20 protein-coding genes and 1 riboswitch are annotated in these 20,609 nt (G+C 39.7%); of the genes, 6 read left to right on the top strand and 14 right to left on the bottom strand.

Translation table 11 applies throughout. The annotated features are described in order from the left end of the window. Nucleotides 1–23: 23 nt before the first annotated feature. The 12 genes from lpxA to rimO all read right to left on the bottom strand — a co-directional run bounded on the left by lpxA (nucleotide 24) and on the right by rimO (nucleotide 12,395). Entirely contained in the window at nucleotides 24–812 is a 789-nt protein-coding gene (lpxA, locus tag F902_RS10920; RefSeq protein ID WP_004807397.1) for an acyl-ACP--UDP-N-acetylglucosamine O-acyltransferase, read from the bottom strand. Next, nucleotides 809–1,294, bottom strand: coding sequence for a 3-hydroxyacyl-ACP dehydratase FabZ (fabZ, locus tag F902_RS10915; RefSeq protein WP_005203394.1), 486 nt, complete (start codon nucleotides 1,292–1,294; stop codon nucleotides 809–811). Before fabZ ends, lpxA begins: the two co-directional genes overlap by 4 nt. Before the next feature lie 6 nt (nucleotides 1,295–1,300). Then, nucleotides 1,301–2,371, bottom strand: coding sequence for a UDP-3-O-(3-hydroxymyristoyl)glucosamine N-acyltransferase (gene lpxD / locus F902_RS10910; RefSeq protein WP_005203392.1), 1,071 nt, complete (start codon nucleotides 2,369–2,371; stop codon nucleotides 1,301–1,303). A 3-nt stretch (nucleotides 2,372–2,374) separates the two neighbouring features. Beyond that, nucleotides 2,375–2,875 carry an OmpH/Skp family outer membrane protein gene (locus tag F902_RS10905; RefSeq protein ID WP_004807405.1) on the bottom strand — a complete coding sequence of 167 codons (501 nt, stop codon included), beginning with the start codon at nucleotides 2,873–2,875 and terminating at the stop codon, nucleotides 2,375–2,377. A gap of 44 nt (nucleotides 2,876–2,919) precedes the next feature. After that, nucleotides 2,920–5,463, bottom strand: a complete 2,544-nt coding sequence (bamA, locus tag F902_RS10900) for an outer membrane protein assembly factor BamA (protein WP_005203391.1) — start codon at nucleotides 5,461–5,463, stop codon at nucleotides 2,920–2,922. 34 nt (nucleotides 5,464–5,497) lie between these two features. Then, complete coding sequence (gene rseP, locus F902_RS10895; protein ID WP_005203389.1) at nucleotides 5,498–6,853, bottom strand: RIP metalloprotease RseP; 1,356 nt, start codon at nucleotides 6,851–6,853, stop codon at nucleotides 5,498–5,500. Nucleotides 6,854–6,858: 5 nt separating this feature from the next. Beyond that, nucleotides 6,859–8,055, bottom strand: coding sequence for a 1-deoxy-D-xylulose-5-phosphate reductoisomerase (gene ispC / locus F902_RS10890; protein ID WP_005203388.1), 1,197 nt, complete (start codon nucleotides 8,053–8,055; stop codon nucleotides 6,859–6,861). Then, complete coding sequence (locus F902_RS10885; protein WP_004807412.1) at nucleotides 8,056–8,880, bottom strand: phosphatidate cytidylyltransferase; 825 nt, start codon at nucleotides 8,878–8,880, stop codon at nucleotides 8,056–8,058. Between the two features lie 2 nt (nucleotides 8,881–8,882). Then, nucleotides 8,883–9,632 (bottom strand): polyprenyl diphosphate synthase, encoded by a 750-nt coding sequence (uppS, locus tag F902_RS10880; protein WP_004807414.1) that lies wholly within the window; start codon nucleotides 9,630–9,632, stop codon nucleotides 8,883–8,885. A 7-nt stretch (nucleotides 9,633–9,639) separates the two neighbouring features. Next, on the bottom strand, nucleotides 9,640–10,194 hold the full coding sequence (frr, locus tag F902_RS10875) for a ribosome recycling factor (protein ID WP_004807417.1): 555 nt from the start codon (nucleotides 10,192–10,194) through the stop codon (nucleotides 9,640–9,642). A gap of 76 nt (nucleotides 10,195–10,270) precedes the next feature. Next, the gene (gene pyrH / locus F902_RS10870; RefSeq protein ID WP_004807419.1) at nucleotides 10,271–10,999 is read right to left on the bottom strand and encodes a UMP kinase; all 729 of its coding nucleotides are present in this window, start codon (nucleotides 10,997–10,999) and stop codon (nucleotides 10,271–10,273) included. A gap of 52 nt (nucleotides 11,000–11,051) precedes the next feature. Further along, the gene (rimO, locus tag F902_RS10865; RefSeq protein WP_004807421.1) at nucleotides 11,052–12,395 is read right to left on the bottom strand and encodes a 30S ribosomal protein S12 methylthiotransferase RimO; all 1,344 of its coding nucleotides are present in this window, start codon (nucleotides 12,393–12,395) and stop codon (nucleotides 11,052–11,054) included. Between the two features lie 328 nt (nucleotides 12,396–12,723). On the opposite strand from rimO, the gene glnL reads away from it, so the two are divergent. From glnL to F902_RS10840, 5 genes are all read left to right on the top strand, one after another. Next, nucleotides 12,724–13,833, top strand: coding sequence for a nitrogen regulation protein NR(II) (glnL, locus tag F902_RS10860; protein ID WP_004807423.1), 1,110 nt, complete (start codon nucleotides 12,724–12,726; stop codon nucleotides 13,831–13,833). Continuing rightward, a complete protein-coding gene (glnG, locus tag F902_RS10855; RefSeq protein ID WP_005203385.1) occupies nucleotides 13,820–15,313 on the top strand; it encodes a nitrogen regulation protein NR(I) in 1,494 nt (497 codons plus the stop codon). The genes glnL and glnG overlap by 14 nt, the downstream gene beginning before the upstream one ends. A 144-nt stretch (nucleotides 15,314–15,457) precedes the next feature. Further along, nucleotides 15,458–16,099, top strand: coding sequence for a TetR/AcrR family transcriptional regulator (locus tag F902_RS10850; RefSeq protein WP_005203383.1), 642 nt, complete (start codon nucleotides 15,458–15,460; stop codon nucleotides 16,097–16,099). Between the two features lie 111 nt (nucleotides 16,100–16,210). Beyond that, entirely contained in the window at nucleotides 16,211–17,131 is a 921-nt protein-coding gene (gene argF, locus F902_RS10845; protein ID WP_004807430.1) for an ornithine carbamoyltransferase, read from the top strand. A 143-nt stretch (nucleotides 17,132–17,274) separates the two neighbouring features. Then, nucleotides 17,275–17,799, top strand: a complete 525-nt coding sequence (locus tag F902_RS10840; protein WP_005188959.1) for a protein tyrosine phosphatase family protein — start codon at nucleotides 17,275–17,277, stop codon at nucleotides 17,797–17,799. Here F902_RS10840 and ispF read toward each other — a convergent pair. Beyond that, complete coding sequence (gene ispF, locus F902_RS10835) at nucleotides 17,787–18,278, bottom strand: 2-C-methyl-D-erythritol 2,4-cyclodiphosphate synthase (protein ID WP_004807433.1); 492 nt, start codon at nucleotides 18,276–18,278, stop codon at nucleotides 17,787–17,789. The two genes, F902_RS10840 and ispF, sit on opposite strands and share 13 nt — an antisense overlap. A 98-nt stretch (nucleotides 18,279–18,376) precedes the next feature. On the opposite strand from ispF, the gene F902_RS10830 reads away from it, so the two are divergent. Next, a complete protein-coding gene (locus F902_RS10830; protein ID WP_005203379.1) occupies nucleotides 18,377–19,024 on the top strand; it encodes an A1S_1983 family putative colistin resistance protein in 648 nt (215 codons plus the stop codon). 47 nt (nucleotides 19,025–19,071) lie between these two features. Here the strand turns inward: F902_RS10830 and F902_RS10825 are convergent, their stop codons facing one another. Continuing rightward, on the bottom strand, nucleotides 19,072–20,316 hold the full coding sequence (locus F902_RS10825; protein WP_005203377.1) for a D-amino acid dehydrogenase: 1,245 nt from the start codon (nucleotides 20,314–20,316) through the stop codon (nucleotides 19,072–19,074). A gap of 179 nt (nucleotides 20,317–20,495) precedes the next feature. Next, nucleotides 20,496–20,585: riboswitch (glycine riboswitch) on the bottom strand. Between the last annotated feature and the right edge of the window lie 24 nt (nucleotides 20,586–20,609).

Genomic DNA, 20,609 nt, shown 5'->3' with positions numbered 1-20,609 from the left:
CTTTTTTCTTTTCTGCTCAGTGATTAACGCACAATACCGCGTGTTGATTGCTCTAACGAATCAATAAACAACTGTGCTTCAGGCGTTTTAACTAGAATTTCATTACGAATCTTTTCAATTGCCTGCTCTGTCGTTAAACCTGATTTATAGATCAGCTTATAGGCTTCTCTTAAACCTTGAATGGTATCTCTAGACCAGCCCTTACGACGCATTCCTTCGATATTCATACCAAAGGCACGTGCTGGATTACCAGAAGCCATGATATAAGCAGGTACATCTTTAAGAATTAAAGCAGCACCGCCGATCATGCTATAAGAGTCAATCTTACAGAATTGATGAATGCCAGCATTACCGCCAACAATCACATGATCACCAACATGAACATGCCCAGCAATACCCACATTATTGGCAAAAATATTATGATTGCCAATGACACAGTCATGCGCAATATGTGTATTCACCATTAATAGGTTATGGCTACCAATCTTAGTCAAGCTATGATCCTGAACTGTACCTCTATGCAAAGTACAATGTTCACGAATCGAATTATGATCACCTATCTCTAACCATGTTTCTTCGCCTTGATATTTCAGATCTTGGCAAATTTCCCCAATGCTTGAGAATTGGAAAATATCGTTATTTTTACCAATTCTGGTAAAACCACCAATAACAACATGTGAATGTAATTTTGTACCAGAGTCAATACTTACATTTGGACCTACAATACAATATGGACCAATTTGTACATCAGAAGCGATTTCTGCAGACGGGTCAATAATTGCTGTAGGATGTATTAAATTTTGACTACTCATGTCTGCTCTATTTTCTGGTGGGAAATAATAATCTCTGCTGTCGCGGCAACCTTACCATCGACACTAGCGGTACAATTGTACTTGTAAATACCGCGTTTTTGCATCACAAGTTCAGATTTTAAGATAAGCTGGTCACCTGCAACAACTTGTTTTTTAAACCTGATTTTTTCAGCACCCGCAAACAGGAACAATGAACCTGCTTTCGGCTTTTGATTTGTAAGTACAAAACCTAATATACCAGAGACTTGTGCCAAAGCTTCAATAATCAGCACGCCTGGCATAATTGGGTAAGTTGGGAAATGCCCTTGCAAAAACTCTTCGTTAATCGAGACGTTTTTATAACCGACAATACTATTCTCAGTTACTTCAGTAACACGATCAACAAGTAAAAAAGGATAACGATGCGGTAAATATTCACGAATGGTAAGAATATCCATAGGTAATTCAGGCATTGTGAATGCTGGTAATGTAGGCTCAGTCATAATAAATTATTTACGTAACTTAAGGGTTGATTCAAGGGACTCTAATTGAGCTTGCATATGATCAAGCCTTTTGGCGATTTGGGTCAATGGCACATCTGCTAATTGTCTTAAGCGCACAATCGTCTTTTTCCAGTGACTATTTTCAAAAAGTCCCATGCCAGAAGAATATGTTCCAGCTTCAGAAATATTTTTTGTGACCATTGACATTGCTGTAAGTGTCACGTTATCTGTAATTTCAAGGTGTCCAACCACACCTGAAGCACCGCCCATGATACAGTTTTTGCCAATTTTCGCGCTTCCTGCAATTCCGCAATTCGCGGCAATCGCAGTATTCTCTCCAATTTGAACATTGTGAGCAATTTGCACAAGGTTATCAATAATGACACCATCTTCTAAAATTGTGTCATCGAGTGCACCACGATCAATACTACAATTTGAACCAATACGAACATCATTTCCAATACGCACTGAACCAAGTTGAGCGATGCGATGCCACTTCCCTTGATAAGGAGCAAAACCAAAACCTTCAGTGCCGATGACCGTATTGGCATGAATACGAACACGGTCTTTTAATTTTGCAGCACCTGTTATGGTAACATGCGCATCAATAAAGCAATCTTTACCAACTTCGACTTCATCATCAAGAAAAGCGTGAGCTTGAATAATGGTATTATTACCCACGACACAGTTTTCACCGATCACAACATAGTGCCCTATATAGGCATCATCAGCGATAATTGCAGATGGATGAATTCGAGCAGTACTCTCGATACCGCATTGAGTTATCTTTTTTTCAAATAAATGTGTAAGTGTGGCAAATGCCAAATAAGGATTATCAACAACAATAAAATTTTGTTTGTTTACAAGCTGCTGTTTAAGTGCTGCGGTAACAATATATACACCAGCGTGACTTGCTTCAGCTGCCGCCAAATATTTTTCACCATTTACAAAGCAAATATGCTGTTTTTCTGCGTGTTCTAAACTTGCCAAATTAGAAATTTGGAAATTCTTCTCACCAAAATGCTCACCTTTGACAAGGTGAGCAACTTCTTCTAAACGATAAGTACGTCTATTCATTGATTATTTAATAGCATTGACCTTTTGGATCATTTTATCAGTTAAATCATACTGTGCGTCAGAGGCAATCGTAGAATTTTTATTTAAAATAAAGTCTAAATTACTTTCTTTACGCAATTGTTCAGCAGCTTGCTTCACACGTGACTCAAAAGTTGTATTCATCGCCTGTAAGCTTGACTGAACTTTAGTCTGTAAGCCCTGTTGAGTCGAATTAAATTCACTTAACTTTGCCTGATATTGAGCAGTAAGTTTCTGAATATCAGCCTGATTCATTTTTTGACCATCAGTCTGTGCTTTTTGCTGCAAAGATTCTAATTCTTTACCCAATTGCTCCAATCGAGTCGAAGTTGGTTTAACTGACTGGGTGAGGCTCGCATTTTGTTGTTTTAGATAAGTACTGCTTTCAACAACTTTCGCTAAATCAACCACACCAAGTCCTGCAGCATTTACAGACGCAGAAACCGTAAATCCCAAACCTAACATGAGCATTGTTAATGTTTTCATTATGACATCCTTTATATATATTACAGCGCTAAACGAGGTCGACCTTAGAAGGTACGACCGATTTCGAATTGGATAGATTTTGTATCATCGCCTTTTTTATCATTCAGTGGGAATGCATAACTGAGTGACAGTGGACCAATCATGGTAATCCATGTGAAACCAACACCAACACTATAGCGCATATTGCCAAAATCTAACTTATTGTTATCTTTGCAATATTGTTTGATATCAACTTCTTTACCATCAATCGTGACATTACCTCTTGGCACATCACATTGTGTATCAAAGACTTGAGCACCTTCAGCAAAAAGAACTGGGCGAACTTGACGCGTCCAATCCCCTTTAAATGGTAAAGGAAGCGCAAGTTCTGTACCAAATTGAACTAAAGCATTACCGCCAACTTCTTCTGGATCAAGGTCATTTTGCTTAGTTTCTTGGAAAATTACACTTGGGTATTTAGGACCTAACGAGCTATTATCGTAACCACGCACAGAACCATAACCGCCTGCATAGAAGTTTTTATAGAATGGCAGATCGTTACCATAACCTAATTTACCATAACCACGAAGTACAAATCCGCCCCAGAGCGATTTAAACGCTTGCGCATCATAAGTCATTTTTTGATAATCAACATCACTGCCTGGTAAACCAATTTCTAAACCGACACGATGAGACATACCTGAAGTTGGGAAGATTGGTCGGTTTAAGGTGTTATATGACCAGCCCAAATTTAGGTTATAGGTAAGGAAGGTGCCTTCAAATTGATTGCCATAATTATAAATTTGATCTGATGGACACGGTTCATAATCAGTAATAATCTGTTTTGACGGATCATTCGGATCTGGCCCCATAATTGGTACACGATCAACTCTACAATAATCCCCAGAACGTCCAGTCTCTTTACCACCATTCGCTAATAAATAATCACGGATATAGGTCGAAACGCTCGGACCAGTACGTACTTTAGTTTGATCAATACCTAAAGAGGCACTTAAGCTTTGGTTTTCATCGATTGGATAACCGAAACTTACACTACCACCAATACTATCGGTGACGTAGTTGTTAACGTTATAGTCTTTATTCAGCTTGGTTTTACGGTAATAAACGTTATAACCACGGCTGACACCATCAATGGTGAAATACGGGTCAGTTACGCTTAAGTTATAGTAATCTTGTGTTTCAGAACGTGACAAATCGACCGCAACACGATTACCTGTACCCATAAAGTTGGTTTGACTTAAACCAGCTTGGAAAGTTACACCACCATTCTGAGAGTAACCTACTGCAAGCGTAGTAGTACCAGAATGTTGCTCTTCAACATTGACATTTAAGTCAACTTCGTCTGTAGAGTTCGGAACACGAACAGGTTTCACATCAACAGTTTTAAAGAAACCTGTACGCTCTAAACGCACTTTAGATAAGTCAATTTTCTCATTACTTGCCAATGCACCTTCCATTTGGCGCATTTCACGACGCAATACTTCATCCGCAGTTTTACTGTTACCTGTGAAGTTAATACGACGTACTGTTACTTGTTGACCAGGATTGATGTAGTAATTTAAACCAACAATACCTGTTTGGTTATTAATATCAGGTACGACATTCACTTCAGCATAGTAATAGCCAGCATTACCATACTTACGCAATAACAGCTGTTTAACCGCATTTACTCTTTCTTGTGAATATGTTTCGCCATCTTTATATAATTTTAGCGCTTGTAACTCTTCCGGTTTATAAAGTGCATCACCTAAGAATTTCGTTTCACCAAATTTAAACTGACTACCTTCATCTACTGAAACTTCAATGAAGATGTGCTTTTTATCTTCACTAATATTCAATTGCGAATTGATGATATTAAAGTTGATATAACCTTTGTTTAAATAGAGTGCACGTAAAGCTTCTAAACTAGCCGCCATTTTCTCACGTGCATAACGGTCGTTACGCGTAACAATCGATGCCCAACCACTTTCTTTGACTGCAAAAGCTTGCTTGATATCACTATCACTAAAGACAGTATTCCCAATAATATTAATATCAAATACTTTAGCTGCAGTACCTTCATTAAAGTTAAGCTTTAATTCAACACGGTTATTTGGACGTGCAACAGTTTCAACCGTTACATCCGCATCATAACGACCTTGCTGGGTATATTGTTGCTCAAGCTCAGTTTCAATGGTCTGCAATGCAGACTTCTTAAACACTTCACCTTCAGCAATACCCATCTTCTTTAAGCCTTGTTCTAAAGCTTCTTTCGGAATAAGTTTATTGCCTTTAAATTCCAATTTAGAAATAACTGGACGTTCGACAACTTTAAAAACTAAAACATCATTTTCTTTATAAGTTTTAATATCGTCAAATAAACCTGAGGCATATAAAGTGCGGATTGACTCAGCAATCATTGGATCACTTACTCTATCGCCACTATTTATTGGTAACATAGAATAGATACTTGCAGGTGTTAAACGCACTAAGCCATCAATTCGTATATCTCGTGCAAGAAACTCATCTGCTGCGTATGCTTGTTGTACCACTGCCATCGCACTAACCAGTGCCAAAGGCATTAATAAATGTGTGTGACGCATGCCCATATATTTTCCAGTAAGTTAAATTCCATTTGCGTTGTTATAAACGCATGAAGTCGTTAAATAAAGCCAAAAGCATCATGCTACCGAGCAGTACCATACCAACTTTTAGACCAAACATCTGTATTTGTTCAGAAACAGGTTTACCACGAATTGCTTCGATAAAGTAATAAACTAAATGACCACCATCCAACATAGGAATCGGCAATAAGTTTAGAATCCCCAAACTTACACTCATCAAAGCCATGAATGAAATAAAGGTTTGCCACCCCATTTCCGCACTTTGACCAGCAACTTTGGCAATTGTGATTGGACCAGATAAATTATCTAAACCAATTAAGCCTCGCACCATTTTAATGATGGAGTTGAAAATCATGCCTGAAAGTTGTGTTGTCTTTTCAAAAGCTACCACAAGCGCTTCAACAGGCGAATATTGAATAGTTTGCTTATAATCATTTGGAATCGTGATTTTGCCAGCATCACTTTTCACGCCGAGCATCCCAGTCGTATTACCCATATTATCGCGTTGCCCTTGAGGCATCACTTGTAGATGGACCAATTGACCTTGACGTAGTACATCAATATTCAAAAGCTTTTCTGGTGATTTTTGAACCACATCAACCACATCAAACCAATCTTTCATTGCAACATTATCAATTGCAACAATCTGATCTCCAACCTTCATTCCTTGACGGATTGCCGCGCCATCCGCACTCAGTTCTTTGACTGTTGCAGGGATTACAGGGCGATAAGGTAAGAAGCCAAGTACATCTAATGGCGATTGGCTCTGATCTTTCAAAAATTCTTTAATCGGTAAACTAAATTGCTTCTCGGTTCCAGCACGATCAACAATGATTGAAACCTGCCCAGTTTCACCTACACGGTTGACCAAAGCATAATTCAACTTTTCCCATGTCGATGTTGTCTGACCATCAACCATCAACACTTTATCGCCTACATGGAGATCAACTTGTGCCGCAGGCGTATTTGGTATGACTTTACCAATACGGGTATTCAGCTGTTCTTGCGCTGGCAAGAATAAAATCCAAAACAGGAATACTGCAAAAATCAGATTAATTAACGGGCCAGCAGCAACAATCGCAATCCGTTTCCACGGAGATTGACGGTTAAACGCATAAGGTAAATCTTGTTCAGCAACATTCCCTTCACGCTCATCCAGCATTTTGACATAACCACCAAGTGGTAATGCTGAAAGTTGATATTGGATGCCTGATTTTTTAGATTGCCATTTCAACAAAGTTGGGCCAAAACCAATGGAATAGACCAGAACCTTAACACCCAGTTTGCGCGCGACCCAATAATGACCAAATTCGTGAATTGCGATCAGAGGACCAAGCAATAAAATCGCTGCAACAATCATAAATAGTGCATTCATACGATTTAGCCTCCTATACCCACAATATACTTTTCTGCAATTCGTCTTGCGATCATATCAGTCTGTAAAATGATGTCTATGTTTTCTGCTTTAGCATTTTGTACAGTTTGCAAAGTATTTTCGACTACTTCAGCAATCTGAGTAAATCTAATTCTTTGTTGCAAAAATGCTGCAACTGCAATTTCATTTGCGGCATTTAAAATCGTTGGTGCTAAACCGCCTGCGCGCATCGCTTGACGTGCTAAATCCAATGCTGGAAATTTAACAAGATCAGGTGATTGAAAATTTAATTGAGCTGTCTCAAATAAATTTAATGCAGGAACGTGTGTTGCCAAACGTTTTGGCCACGCCAATGCATGTGCAATCGGTGTGCACATATCAGGATTACCCATTTGTGCCAAAGTTGATCCATCCACATATTGCACCATGGAGTGAATAATACTTTGTGGATGAACAACAACTGTAACAAAATGTTCTGATATTGAAAACAAATGACAAGCTTCGATCAATTCTAAGCCTTTATTCATTAAAGTTGCAGAATCTACGGAGATTTTTTGCCCCATAGACCAGTTCGGATGCTTACATGCTTGTTGCGGCGTTACGTCTTTTAATTGCTCTAAGGTGTGATTCAGGAAAGGACCACCAGATGCAGTCAATAAAATTTGCGAGACACCTAATTGTGGCTGACCCGTTCTTTCTGCATTTAGATAATTATGTGGTAAAGACTGGAAAATTGCATTGTGCTCAGAGTCTACAGGCAATAATAGCGCATTATTCTCTTTTGCCGCCTGCATCATAATGTCGCCAGACATTACCAATGATTCTTTATTCGCGAGTAGAACACGCTTACCTGCTTTTACTGCAGCAAGTGTTGGCAGCAGACCAGCAGCACCGACAATCGCTGCCATCACTATATCAACATCAGCATGTTCAGCGATTGTGATCAAGCCTGCTTCATCAGTTAAAATTTCAATCTGTTTTAGATTTTCTTGATTGAAACGTTGTTGCAACTCCAATACTTTCTCATTTGGCACAACAACAATTTTCGGATGATATTTTTTACAAATTTCTAAAAGTTCATCTAAACGACTATATGCAGAGACTGCAAATACAGTGTATTGATCTGGGTGTTGTTCCAATACTTTTAAAGTACTTTGTCCAATTGAACCCGTAACACCCAATATACAAACAGCTTGAGTCATTTAAAGATCTACACCAATAAGTTTTAATATATACATACCTGTCGCAAAAATCGGTGCGGCGGCAAGTAAAGAATCGATACGATCCAATACACCACCATGCCCTGGAAGAACACGACCTGAATCCTTAATTCCCGCACGACGCTTAATCATAGATTCAAATAAGTCACCCAACACCGAAGCAAACACGGTAATAATTGAAAGGACCAAGAATAAGATCAGTTGTATAACACTTAAATTTAGATAGAAATACTGTACAACCAACATAATGATAATGGTTGTTGCAATACCACCATACAAACCTTCCACAGATTTGTTTGGGCTCACAAAGGGTGCAAGTTTTTTCTTACCGAATTTACGCCCAACAAAGTAGGCACCACTATCCGCTCCCCATACCAAAAGGAACAAATACATCAGCCACCACGGTGAACTATGCCACACACCATAAAGGGCGGTCACTGCAGCAGAAATAAGAATAAATCCAACAATATGTAATGATACATTGTACCAACTATCAGATTGTGGGAAATTCTTAACCCAATAGATACTACCCAACCAAGTGAGAATGGATGCAGCCCAAAGTAAAAGTGCTACATCATCAAAAAATAATGCCAGTGTTGATATTAGTGCAACACATCCCCCATATACCCAAGCCTTAGGTTTTGACACAGGCGTTGTAGTTCTAGGCATAAGCTTAAACCACTCATAACCTGCAACCCCCGCGGCTAAAATCATAAGCACAAACATTGGATAATGTGATTGCGTTGCAAACATGCAACTTAAAACAACAGCAACTAACACCAATGCGGTAATAATCCGCTCTAACATTATTAATTCTCTATTTTCGCTTGTTGAATCTGTTCTGAGGTTTTACCAAAGCGTCTTTCACGTCCTGAAAAAACACGAAATGCGCGATCCAACTCTTCTATGGTAAATTCTGGCCACAAGGTATCAGTAAAATACAACTCCGCATACGCAGCTTGCCACAATAAGAAGTTAGATAAACGGTAATCTCCACCTGTACGAATTAACAAATCCACAGCAGGAAGATCATTTAGACTGACATATTTATCAAATAAATCAACATTTATCTGATCTGCTTGAAGTTTTCCAGCAAGTACTTCTTGCGCAATCACTTTTGCTGCATGTGCCATATCCCACATACCACCATAACTAATGGCAATGGTAAGCGTCATTGAATCAAAAGCTGCGGTTTTCTGCTCTGCATATTGCATTAAATCACGCAACTCATTTGACAACCGAGAACGGTCTCCAATGAAGCGTAGCGCAATATTGAACCTTTCCATACGCGGTAATTGCTCATGAATTGTTTCTTCTAACAACTTCATTAACAAATCAACTTCGTACTGTGGTCGATTCCAGTTTTCGCTTGAAAATGCAAAAACTGTTAATGCACGAACACCTTCTTTTTTGCAATGTTCAACAATAGGATCCAAGACATTTTTGCCTTCACGATGCCCATCACCTTTTTGCATTTGCTTTTTTTTGGCAAAACGATTGTTGCCATCCATAATGATGGCAACATGTTGAGGAAGAAGCGGTTCTTCTTGCAAGGTCATAATAATATTAGACCTTCATCAATTCTGCTTCTTTCGCTGCAAGACGCTTATCAACCTCTGCAACATATTTATCAGTCATTTTCTGAATCTCATCTGACGCACGGCGATCATCATCTTCAGAAATTTCTTTTTCTTTCAACAATGCTTTGATATCACCTAACACATCACGACGAATATTACGAATCGCAACTTTGGCATTTTCAGCTTCGCTACGCGCAACTTTTTGCATGTCACGACGAGTTTCTTCAGTTAACGCAGCCATTGGTACACGGATTGCGTCAGCAGTAATTGGGTTCAATCCTAAACCTGCTTCACGAATCGCTTTATCAATCGCAGCAACCATCGAACGTTCAAATGGTTGTACCAATAGTGTACGCGAATCCTCAAGCCCAACGTTTGCCACTTGATTCAATGGAACATCAGAGCCATAGTAAGAAACCATCACACCATTTAAAATAGATGGGTGCGCACGACCTGTACGAACTTTAGCAAAGCCTAACTCTAACGAGTCAAGCGACTTCTGCATACGCTGTTCGCCATCTTGTTTGAGATCGTTAATCATATGATCTTCCTTACTTATTCATAGGTATTACAAAATATTTAGACATTAGTATAAAGAGCTTTATAGCTCACGTACATTAGTTCGTTACGTGAGTACCCTCTTTTTCGCCCATTACAACAGAAAGCAATGCACCAGATTTGTTCATATCAAAAACTTGCAATGGCACATTATGGTCACGGCATAAACAAATTGCCGTAAGATCCATTACACCAAGCTTCTCATCAAGAACCTGATCAAAAGTTAGATGATCATATTTAACCGCATCATCGTATTTACTTGGATCTTTGTTATAAACACCATCAACCTTAGTTGCTTTCAAGATCAAGTTTGCTTCAATCTCGATACCGCGCAAGCACGCAGCAGTATCCGTAGTAAAGAATGGATTACCTGTACCAGCAACAAATACGCATACTTCATTTTGGCTTAAATGACGAATCGCATCACGGCTTGAATATGGTTCCACCACGGTACCAATCGACAATGCTGACATAAGACGTGTTTTGATATTGCGGCGTACCAATGCATCGCGAAGTGCCAAACCGTTCATCACAGTTGCCAACATGCCCATCTGGTCACCAGTAACACGACCAACCAAGCCGTCTTTCTGTAATTGGCTACCACGGTATAAATTACCACCACCAACAACAATACCAACCTGAACACCTAAACCAACCAAGTGAGCGATTGAAAGTGACATTTGATCTAATACTTGGGCATCAATACCCATATCTTTATTACCAGCTAAAGCTTCACCCGAAAGCTTTAGCAAAATTCGTGCATAACGTGGATTTTTAGAAGCTGACATACCTATACTCCAAACCGACCAATCTCAAAACTTTCTTAAATTTAATTCAACATCAAGCAGATTTAATCTGAATTAACTTTGCATACAAATCATATTCATCTGCATCGGTAATCTCGACTTCTAGCAAATCGCCAGCTTTAATCACACTCTTATCAATATCTTCAACAAAAACATTGCCATCAATTTCTGGTGCATCCGCATATGAGCGTGCCACAGCAACTGGGAATTCGTCTTCTAGACCATCCACCAATACAGTCATAGTTTGACCAATACGTTTTTGCAGTTTTGCAGCAGAAATCTCTTGCTGGACTTCCATAAAACGCTCATAGCGATTTTGTTTAATTTCTTCTGGCACATGATCAGGTAGATCATTTGCTGTCGCACCTTCAACTGGTGAATAGGTAAAACAACCAACGCGATCGAGCTGAGCTTCTTTCAGCCACTCCAACAACATTTGGAAATCGTCTTCAGTTTCACCAGGGAAACCAACAACAAAAGTTGAACGAATCACCAATTCAGGGCATTTTTCACGCCACAATTTAAGACGTTCTAAAGTATTTTCACTATGGGCTGGTCGCTTCATCAATTTTAAGATGCGCGGACTGGCATGCTGAAAAGGAATATCTAAATAAGGCAGAATTTTACCTTGTGCCATCAAATCAATGGCAGCATCTACATGCGGATATGGGTAAACGTAATGCAAACGAACCCAAATCCCAAGCTGACCAAGCGCTTCACACATGTCATAGAATTTGGTTTTTACTGGCTGACCATTCCAAAAATCTAGCTTGTACTTGGTATCAACACCATATGCAGACGTATCTTGAGAAATCACAAGGACTTCTTTTACACCGGCGCGTTTAAGTGCAGCTGCTTCATCCAACACTTTCCCTACAGGACGAGACACGAGGTCGCCACGCATGCTCGGGATAATGCAGAATGTACAACGGTGGTTACAACCTTCCGAGATTTTTAAATAAGCATAATGCTTCGGTGTTAAACGAACACCTTGCTCAGGAACTAAATCAATAAATGGATTGTGCTTTGGAGGAGCTGGCACATACTCATGCACTGCTTCCATTACATCTTGATAAGCTGCCGCACCTGTTACTTTAAGCACATTTGGGTGCATTTGGCGAATTTTGTCTTCGTCTTTACCTAAACAACCGGTGACAATCACTCGACCGTTTTCGCTCATGGCTTCGCCAATGGCATCTAAAGACTCTTGCACTGCAGATTCAATAAAACCACAGGTGTTAACAACAACCAAATCCGCACCGTCATAATCTGATGCAACCTGATAACCTTCAGTCTTTAACTGAGTTAAAATTCGTTCAGAATCTACCAATGCCTTAGGACAACCTAAAGATACAAAACCGACTTTGGGGGTCTTCATGAATCTGCGCTCCACTTGAATCGGCGTATTGTATGACTTTTCTTTGCTTCCGCATAGCTGCAAAGCCATCTCTTTGTGTAATGCACCAAAATACGACCAAATTTTTAAACAAAATTCAACAACGCACCAATTTGGAACATAATAAAATATTGAAATAAGCAGATGTATGTGAAAAATACCGTATAAATCGATTCTTTCAGATTTAAGTGATTGAAATTTAGTTAATACAAAGTTGGCTTGTATTTTGCATAAAGTACATTTTAGAAGTTAATGGCTATTCATTAAAATTTATATTTATTGCGCCATTTTAAAACAGGATGATTCACAAATGGATCAACAGAACACTATCGACTATCGACTCTTAGTAGATAATCTGAGCACTGCCATTTTATTGGTCGATAGTAAGCTTAATATTTTTTATTTAAATTCTGCTTGCGAAGCATTATTTGATATCAGCTTGCTCCGCGCCTCGGGTCAACCCGTATTAAATTTACTGCATGCGCATGATGATTCATTTAATACACATGAAGCATTATTAAACACTTTAGAAAGTGGGCAACACTATACCCGTCGTGAAGCCGTGATCAATGTGAATTTTAAACCGATTCATGTCGATTACACTGCATCACAACTCAATGCAGGCAAAAGCTATCATCCACTCCTGTTAATTGAACTCAATCCGATTGACCGTATGTTGAAAATTTCGAAAGAAGAAAACCTCGTTCAACAACATCAAGTGGCTCGACAGTTAGTTCGCGGGGTAGCACATGAAATTAAAAATCCACTAGCAGGTATTCGTGGCGCAACACAACTACTGGCACGTAGTTTGGGTGATGATAACTATCGTGAATTTACTGATATTATTATTAGTGAAGTCGATCGGCTCACTAATTTGGCGGATACTATGCTTGGCTCACGTCAGTTACCAAGTTATGAACATGTCAATGTACATGAACCTTTAGAGCGCGTTCGCTCACTTATTGCAAATCAAACCAAGAAAAAAATTAAGATCACACGCGACTATGACTTGTCCTTGCCTGATGTCATGGCCGATCGAGACCAACTGATTCAGGTCATGCTCAATATCAGTGTCAATGCCGTACAGGCCATGACCGAAAATAAAGATTTTTTTACCGACTCAGAACCAGAGCTGGTTTTAAGAACCCGAATACAACGCCTTGTCACCATTAATGGTGTGCTGAATCGCTCAACGGTTCGCATTGACATTGAAGACAATGGCCCTGGTGTTCCTGAAAGTATCTTGGAGTCCGTTTTCTATCCGCTAGTCACTGGTCGTGCCAAAGGTACTGGGCTTGGTCTCAGTATTGCTCAAAATATTATGCATCAACATAACGGAATGATTGAGTGTCAATCAGTTCCAGGAAAAACCGTATTTAGCCTATATCTACCTTGGGAGTTAAACCATGTCACGAAATAAAATTTGGGTAATAGATGACGATCGTGCCATGCGCTGGGTACTGGAAAAAACCTTTAAAGAAGAGGGTTTTGATGTCACCAACTTTGAAGAGGCACAAACTGCACTTGAGCGTCTACATGATGATGCACCCGATGTGATTTTAACCGATATCCGTATGCCAGGGATTGATGGTTTAACCTTCTTATCTAAAGTTAAAAATACGCATCCAGATCTACCTGTCATCATCATGACAGCACACTCTGATTTAGAGTCAGCTGTGTCGAGTTATCAAACTGGTGCTTTTGAGTATTTACCGAAACCCTTCGATATAGATGAAGCATTGGCTTTGGTTAATCGTGCGATTTTGCATATCAATAAATTGCAACAACAAGAAGCAACCAAAACCGCTTCACCTTTGCAATCGACCGAAATTATTGGTGAATCACCTGCAATGCAGGAAGTATTCCGTGCAATTGGTCGCTTATCACAATCCCACATTACCGTATTGATTAATGGTGAGTCTGGTACAGGTAAAGAGTTGGTTGCCCATGCACTGCATAAACACTCACCTCGTCGCGCCAAACCTTTTATCGCACTAAACATGGCGGCCATTCCAAAAGACTTGATTGAAACCGAGTTATTTGGTCATGAAAAAGGCGCATTTACAGGTGCAAACACACAGCATCAAGGTCGTTTTGAACAAGCCAATGGTGGTACTTTATTTCTTGATGAAATCGGCGACATGCCGTTTGAAACGCAAACACGTTTGCTTCGAGTTTTAGCAGATGGAGAGTTCTACCGCGTGGGTGGTCATATCCCAGTTAAGGTGGATGTACGTATCGTGGCTGCAACCCACCAAGATTTGGAAAAACTGGTGAATGAAGGACGTTTCCGTGAAGACTTATATCATCGTCTAAACGTCATTCGTATTCATATTCCAAAGCTTTCTCATCGTAGCGAAGACATTCCGATGTTAGCACAACACTTCTTGGCACGTGCGGGCAAAGAGCTTGGAGTCAGTCCTAAAATTTTACGTACAGAAACTACGGATTATATGCAACAACTGCCTTGGCCAGGCAACGTGCGTCAGTTGGAAAATACTTGTCGCTGGTTAACGGTCATGATCACCGGACGTGAAGTCTATCCGGAAGATCTGCCTGCTGAGCTTAAACAAGCGTCTATGCATAAAAACAATGATGCTCAAGCTGCATCCAATACCAGCCCTGCTTTGGTTGAACGCATTGCCGTTCATCATTGGGATGAATTATTGGCACAATGGGCAATCCAAAAGCTTAAAAATGGTGAAATGAAGCTTTTAGACATCGCAACACCGATGTTTGAGCGCACGCTGATTAATGCCGCGCTACAACAAACGCGTGGACGTAAACGCCATGCCGCTGAGCTTTTAGGTTGGGGTCGTAATACCCTTACCCGCAAACTCAAAGAGCTCGGTATGGATTCTACAGATGACGATGACGACGAAGAAATCCGTTCTGCATAATTGAAAGACGATGAAAAAGCGAGTACAGGTTACTCGCTTTTTTATTTGGATTGAGAAATTTTGAAACACTCATCAATTCCATAACCATACAATGGATATGGTTTTTGTTATACTAGAATCAACCCAACCATCCCAAAGTAGATAATGTCTGATATTTGCTATCCAAGCTGTGCTAAACCTCAAACTCGCCGCGGAGAAGAACGTCGTCTCGCACTATTATTGTGCGCAACCGATTTATTCCTAGAAAAAGGTTATGAGGCAGTCTCTTTGGATGATATCGTCAACCATGCAGGTGGTTCAAAAACATCTATTTATAAATACTTTGGCAATAAAGAAGGCCTATTTACTGCAATTTGTGATTATCGCAGAGAAGTTTTCTTTAAAGGCGTTTGTTTTCCTTATACACCTGAAAAACCTGATTTAAGAAGCTACCTCACACAAACCCTTCAACGTTTTTATCACCACATTATTCAACCTGAAAATATCGCTTTCATGCGGATGTTTACAGAGCAAACTCAAAAAGATGCACAGCTCGCTCATTATTTCTATGATCAATGTGCACTCAATATTCAAAATACCATTGCTTTTGCACTAGAGTATGCCCATAACAGCGGCGAGATTTATTGTACGAAACCAAAATTTTCTTCGACCATGTATTTTGGCATTTTACGCGATGTCGAGTGGCGCAACTTAATGGGTTTAGACGTACCAGCCGATGATGAAGAAACCATTGATTATATTAACTATGCTGTAGATTTGTTTTTAAAAGCCCACCAAAAGGTCTAATTCTTTTGCTTTTTTTTGCGCGTATAGTATAGTATTCAATTCCTTTTTTTCTACACCCATTAATCATCACTTAATTATTGTTTTTATTCAATAATTATTGGGGGAGCAAATATGGCGCTTCGGCATTTTCTTACTTTACGAGACCTATCCTCTTTAGAATTGCAGCGTATTTTAGATCGCGCACAAGAACTTAAACGCATGCAACATAGCAATACGGTCTATCAACCTTTTGCTGGTAAAGTTTTGGGAATGATTTTCGAGAAATCGAGCACACGTACGCGTATTTCTTTTGAAGCAGGTATTTGCCAATTTGGTGGTAACGCAATTTTTCTTTCACCACGCGACACGCAATTAGGGCGTGGTGAACCGATTGAAGATTCTGCTCGTGTCATTTCGAGCATGCTGGATATCGTGATGATCCGTACTTTCGGTCACGATATTGTAGAGCGTTTTGCATCTTACTCGACCGTACCTGTCATTAATGGTCTGACGGATGATCACCACCCTTGCCAGTTACTTGCTGATTTGCAAACCTTCCAAGAACACCGTGGCAGCATTGAAGGTAAAACCGTAGCGTGGATTGGTGATGGCAACAATATGTGTAACTCATATATTGAAGCGGCCCATATGATGGGCTTTAAGCTTAAAATCGCATCACCTGAAGGTTATGAACCACAAGCAAGATTCCTCACCGAGTTTGCTGATTGCGTAGAAGTCTTTAATAAGGCTGAAGATGCAGCTGTCAATGCAGATCTTATCGTAACTGATGTTTGGGCTAGCATGGGTCAGGAAGAAGAACAGAAGTTACGTGAAAAAGCATTCTCAGATTTCCAAGTCAATGAAAAACTTATGGACTTGGCACACCCTGATTGCTTATTCATGCACTGCTTGCCCGCACACCGTGGTGAAGAAATTTCTGAACACATGTTAGACCACAAAAATGCTGTGGTTTGGGATGAAGCAGAAAACCGTTTGCATGCACAAAAAGCATTGATGGAATTCTTACTGAATGAGAATCTGAAAAAAGACTAAGTTAAAAAAACAGCATCATTCGATGCTGTTTTTATTTGTGCGTTCTAAATTGAACACTGAAATAAAAACACTTATAGTAAGACAAGCCCATTAGATTAAGTTTCTCATGATATGAGAACTTCACTCAATACACAGCGGACGTTATGACTTCACTTGAACAAGCCCTATCTCAAATACCGAGCTTTTCTTTGGTACATGAACATCTGTTTAGCTCTGCTCAACCAACTGCTGAGCAACTGCAACAGATCAAAGAATATGGTTGCAGTACTGTCATTAATCTTGCGACCAGCAAATCAGATAACCATCTATCTGAGCAAGATCAAATTTGTTTAGACTTGGGTTTAAACTACATTCATATTCCAATTGGCTGGGATGTGCCCTGCTCTGAACAATGTCTTTTTGTTTTGGATCTCATTGATCATCTGGTGCAAAACGAGATCATTTGGTTACATTGCGACGACAATATGCGTGTCAGTAGTCTGATGTATCTTTATCGCCAATTCTATATGAATATCGACCTGCCCACCGCCCAAGAACTTTTACACCAAATTTGGGAACCGAACGAAACTTGGACAGGCTTAATTCATAGCATTACTTTACAACTGCAAGGCCGTAAAGCAACACAAGAACTAGAACAATCATTAATTAACAGCAATCACTTTGCTTGATGCGAAATTAACACCGTTGCCGTTGCCAAGATCCCTTCTTGGCGACCAGTAAATCCCAATTTCTCAGTTGTTGTGGCTTTAATACTGATTTGAGTCACATCAACATCTAACACATCTGCAATGCTTTGGCGCATCTCTAGATTATGCTTCGCTAATTTAGGACGTTCGCAAGCAACCGTGATGTCTGCATTATTAAGCTGATAACCACGATCCAAAATCAATTGATAAACATGTTTGAGTAACAAGCGACTATCTGCACCTTTATATTCAGGGTCTGTATCTGGAAAATGCTGACCAATATCACCGAGTGCCAACGCGCCCAACAAGGCATCACTCAGCGCATGTAATACCACATCCCCATCCGAATGTGCCTTTAAACCATGCGTATGTGGAATTTGAACACCTGCCAAAGTAACAAAATCACCTTCTTCGAACGCATGTACATCCATCCCTTGTCCAATCCGAATTTGAGCAACCATATGATTTTCCTTTTACAATATACCGAACAAATCTTGTATTCAGGCTTTCTATTTCGCTATAGTACGTTGAGCAAATTAGACTGAAAGTATAAGTGATTATGCTGTTTAACACTGTAAGAAATCAATTAAAGAAATCTGGCTACATCATCACATTGAGTTGTTTTTGCTCAACATTTGCCTATGCGGAATCAATTGACTGTACGAGCAAGGATTTGGAAGCGCAAAAAATCTGCGCTAAGCAATATAAAGAGCAGCGTCTGAAGCTCAATGCCAAGTTTTTAACCGCTTATTTGGTGACCGATGCTCCATTACAGTTATTACATGACACCCAAGCCTTGTGGCTGAATCAAGTACAGCAGTGCAAAAGCAAAAGCTGTTATCAGCAGCAATTTGATGCACGTTTGGATGATTTGAATTTTTATACCTCAATGAACCAAACCTTGACACAGCATTATTTGAAATATGAACACGGTAAACTAGCAGCTCAACCGGTGCATTTACAGATCCATCAGTTGGATAAGGATAAACTCAAAATAGAAGGCACGGCATACCGCAATCCCAATAATCGTCTAGAAACTCAAACCTTGTCTTTATTGGCATATAGTACGCCTGAACAAAAAGGCCAAATCATTGATAATGAAAAAAAATGCCAGTATCAGTTTGATTTTCAAAAAGCCTTATTGATTATTAAATCTACGCAGAAAGATTGCGGCAGATTTACAGGGATCTACCGCCTGTACGATTAGTGGTCTTAACATTTAAAAGCCGATGTTTTCACATCGGCTTTTTTGCTTCAGTTTGGGAATTTTTCTGCAATTTCTTGGCTAATCAATACCGCTGTTGCCGCAGATAAAGTCCAGCCCAAATGTCCATGTCCAGTGTTATAAAACACTCGAGGTTGCTTACCCTGTTTTACCACAGGCAGCATATTCGGCATCATTGGACGCAAACCTGCCCATGGCACAACATGCTCAGTCGAAATATCAAAGTTTTGGTTGACCCAATTAATTAAAGGCTGAATACGATCTGCACGAATATCTCGGTTATATCCATTAAACTCAGCTGTACCCGCGATACGTAAACGATCAGCACCGAGGCGAGACGTCACAATCTTGGCACTTTCATCAAGTAAGCTCACCCACGGCGCATTTTTTACACTACGCTCATCTTTCAGCTGCACTGTAATTGAATAGCCTTTGACAGGATAAACATTCACACTATCACCGAGCATATCGGCTAATTGGTAACTTCCTACACCACCACAGACCAAAACTAAATCGGCAATAATTTCAGTGATTCCATCCGAGCTTGGATTAACATTTTCGGAACTGTTTTTGCAGTGGACAACCGCTTTGTCTTGCGTAAATTTGACATCAATAACATCTAAGCCAAAACAATATTTCACACCATTTTGCTGAGTTTTTTCAGCCAAGCCAACAGAGAATTTATGAATATCTCCTGTTGCATCCCCAGCCGTGTAATATCCCCCAAAATAATCACCTGTTAGCGTAGGTTCAATGGCTCTCATTTCGTCAGGTGTAATCGCATTTCGTTCAAGTTTTCCTTCAACCAACACATCATTGACCTTTTTGGCAATCTCATAGTCTTCCTTGGTATGATACATATGTAAAATGCCACGCTTTTCCAAGTCAAACGAAATACTTTCTTTTTCTGCAATCTCAAACAAGCGTTGTCTTGCCAAAAGTGCCAAACGCACGGTCTCAATGGTATTGGCTTTATAATTTTTAATATGTGTTAAGAATTCGATCAACCAGCGATATTTGTGTGCGCTAAAGGATGGATTGAGCAATAAAGGTGCATCCTTTTTACTCATCCATTTAATACCTTTAAGTACGGTTGCCTTTTGATTCCAAACCTCGGCGTTACAGGCAGACAACTGTCCGCCATTGGCAAAAGACGTTTCCATGGCTGGAAAGAGATGACGATCGATCACCGTCACTTCATAACCTAATTTATTTAATTCATAAGCAGAAGTTACACCCGTAATCCCCGCACCAATGACAACAACATGTGGCATAGCAAACTCCTAGAAATGCATAACATTTCTTAATGCATAGCCCCATCTGTCATGGTACCTGAGAGTTTTGGCAGATGATTACCAATTAATCATTAAGCCTTCCCCTTCGGTGAGTGTTTATCATAGAAGAAAAAAGTTGTTAATTTCTACAAGTTGAGCACTGCTCTCCAGATTGTATTTCTATTATTACAGTCCTTCTGCCTGAGAGTTTCCGGGGTCGTTGCTCCTTCGGCGAGTTCATTGAAGAACTTCTCTCCCGCAATAATATTTATATCCTTATAAGCAATATATAT

It is taken from the genome of Acinetobacter higginsii (genome assembly GCF_000369525.1).
In the GTDB taxonomy this organism is placed as follows: Bacteria; Pseudomonadota; Gammaproteobacteria; order Pseudomonadales; family Moraxellaceae; genus Acinetobacter; species Acinetobacter higginsii.
Note: the sequence above shows the minus strand (reverse complement) of the source record. Positions and strands in the feature narration are given on the sequence as shown.

Excerpts from the sequence above, each read along its gene's own strand:
- lpxA (WP_004807397.1), bottom strand. The coding sequence starts at position 812 with ATGAGTAGTCAAAATTTAATACATCCTACAGCAATTATTGACCCGTCT.
- fabZ (WP_005203394.1), bottom strand. The coding sequence starts at position 1,294 with ATGACTGAGCCTACATTACCAGCATTCACAATGCCTGAATTACCTATG.
- lpxD (WP_005203392.1), bottom strand. The coding sequence starts at position 2,371 with ATGAATAGACGTACTTATCGTTTAGAAGAAGTTGCTCACCTTGTCAAA.
- F902_RS10905 (WP_004807405.1), bottom strand. The coding sequence starts at position 2,875 with ATGAAAACATTAACAATGCTCATGTTAGGTTTGGGATTTACGGTTTCT.
- bamA (WP_005203391.1), bottom strand. The coding sequence starts at position 5,463 with ATGGGCATGCGTCACACACATTTATTAATGCCTTTGGCACTGGTTAGT.
- rseP (WP_005203389.1), bottom strand. The coding sequence starts at position 6,853 with ATGAATGCACTATTTATGATTGTTGCAGCGATTTTATTGCTTGGTCCT.
- ispC (WP_005203388.1), bottom strand. The coding sequence starts at position 8,055 with ATGACTCAAGCTGTTTGTATATTGGGTGTTACGGGTTCAATTGGACAA.
- F902_RS10885 (WP_004807412.1), bottom strand. The coding sequence starts at position 8,880 with ATGTTAGAGCGGATTATTACCGCATTGGTGTTAGTTGCTGTTGTTTTA.
- uppS (WP_004807414.1), bottom strand. The coding sequence starts at position 9,632 with ATGACCTTGCAAGAAGAACCGCTTCTTCCTCAACATGTTGCCATCATT.
- frr (WP_004807417.1), bottom strand. The coding sequence starts at position 10,194 with ATGATTAACGATCTCAAACAAGATGGCGAACAGCGTATGCAGAAGTCG.
- pyrH (WP_004807419.1), bottom strand. The coding sequence starts at position 10,999 with ATGTCAGCTTCTAAAAATCCACGTTATGCACGAATTTTGCTAAAGCTT.
- rimO (WP_004807421.1), bottom strand. The coding sequence starts at position 12,395 with ATGAAGACCCCCAAAGTCGGTTTTGTATCTTTAGGTTGTCCTAAGGCA.
- glnL (WP_004807423.1), top strand. The coding sequence starts at position 12,724 with ATGGATCAACAGAACACTATCGACTATCGACTCTTAGTAGATAATCTG.
- glnG (WP_005203385.1), top strand. The coding sequence starts at position 13,820 with ATGTCACGAAATAAAATTTGGGTAATAGATGACGATCGTGCCATGCGC.
- F902_RS10850 (WP_005203383.1), top strand. The coding sequence starts at position 15,458 with ATGTCTGATATTTGCTATCCAAGCTGTGCTAAACCTCAAACTCGCCGC.
- argF (WP_004807430.1), top strand. The coding sequence starts at position 16,211 with ATGGCGCTTCGGCATTTTCTTACTTTACGAGACCTATCCTCTTTAGAA.
- F902_RS10840 (WP_005188959.1), top strand. The coding sequence starts at position 17,275 with ATGACTTCACTTGAACAAGCCCTATCTCAAATACCGAGCTTTTCTTTG.
- ispF (WP_004807433.1), bottom strand. The coding sequence starts at position 18,278 with ATGGTTGCTCAAATTCGGATTGGACAAGGGATGGATGTACATGCGTTC.
- F902_RS10830 (WP_005203379.1), top strand. The coding sequence starts at position 18,377 with ATGCTGTTTAACACTGTAAGAAATCAATTAAAGAAATCTGGCTACATC.
- F902_RS10825 (WP_005203377.1), bottom strand. The coding sequence starts at position 20,316 with ATGCCACATGTTGTTGTCATTGGTGCGGGGATTACGGGTGTAACTTCT.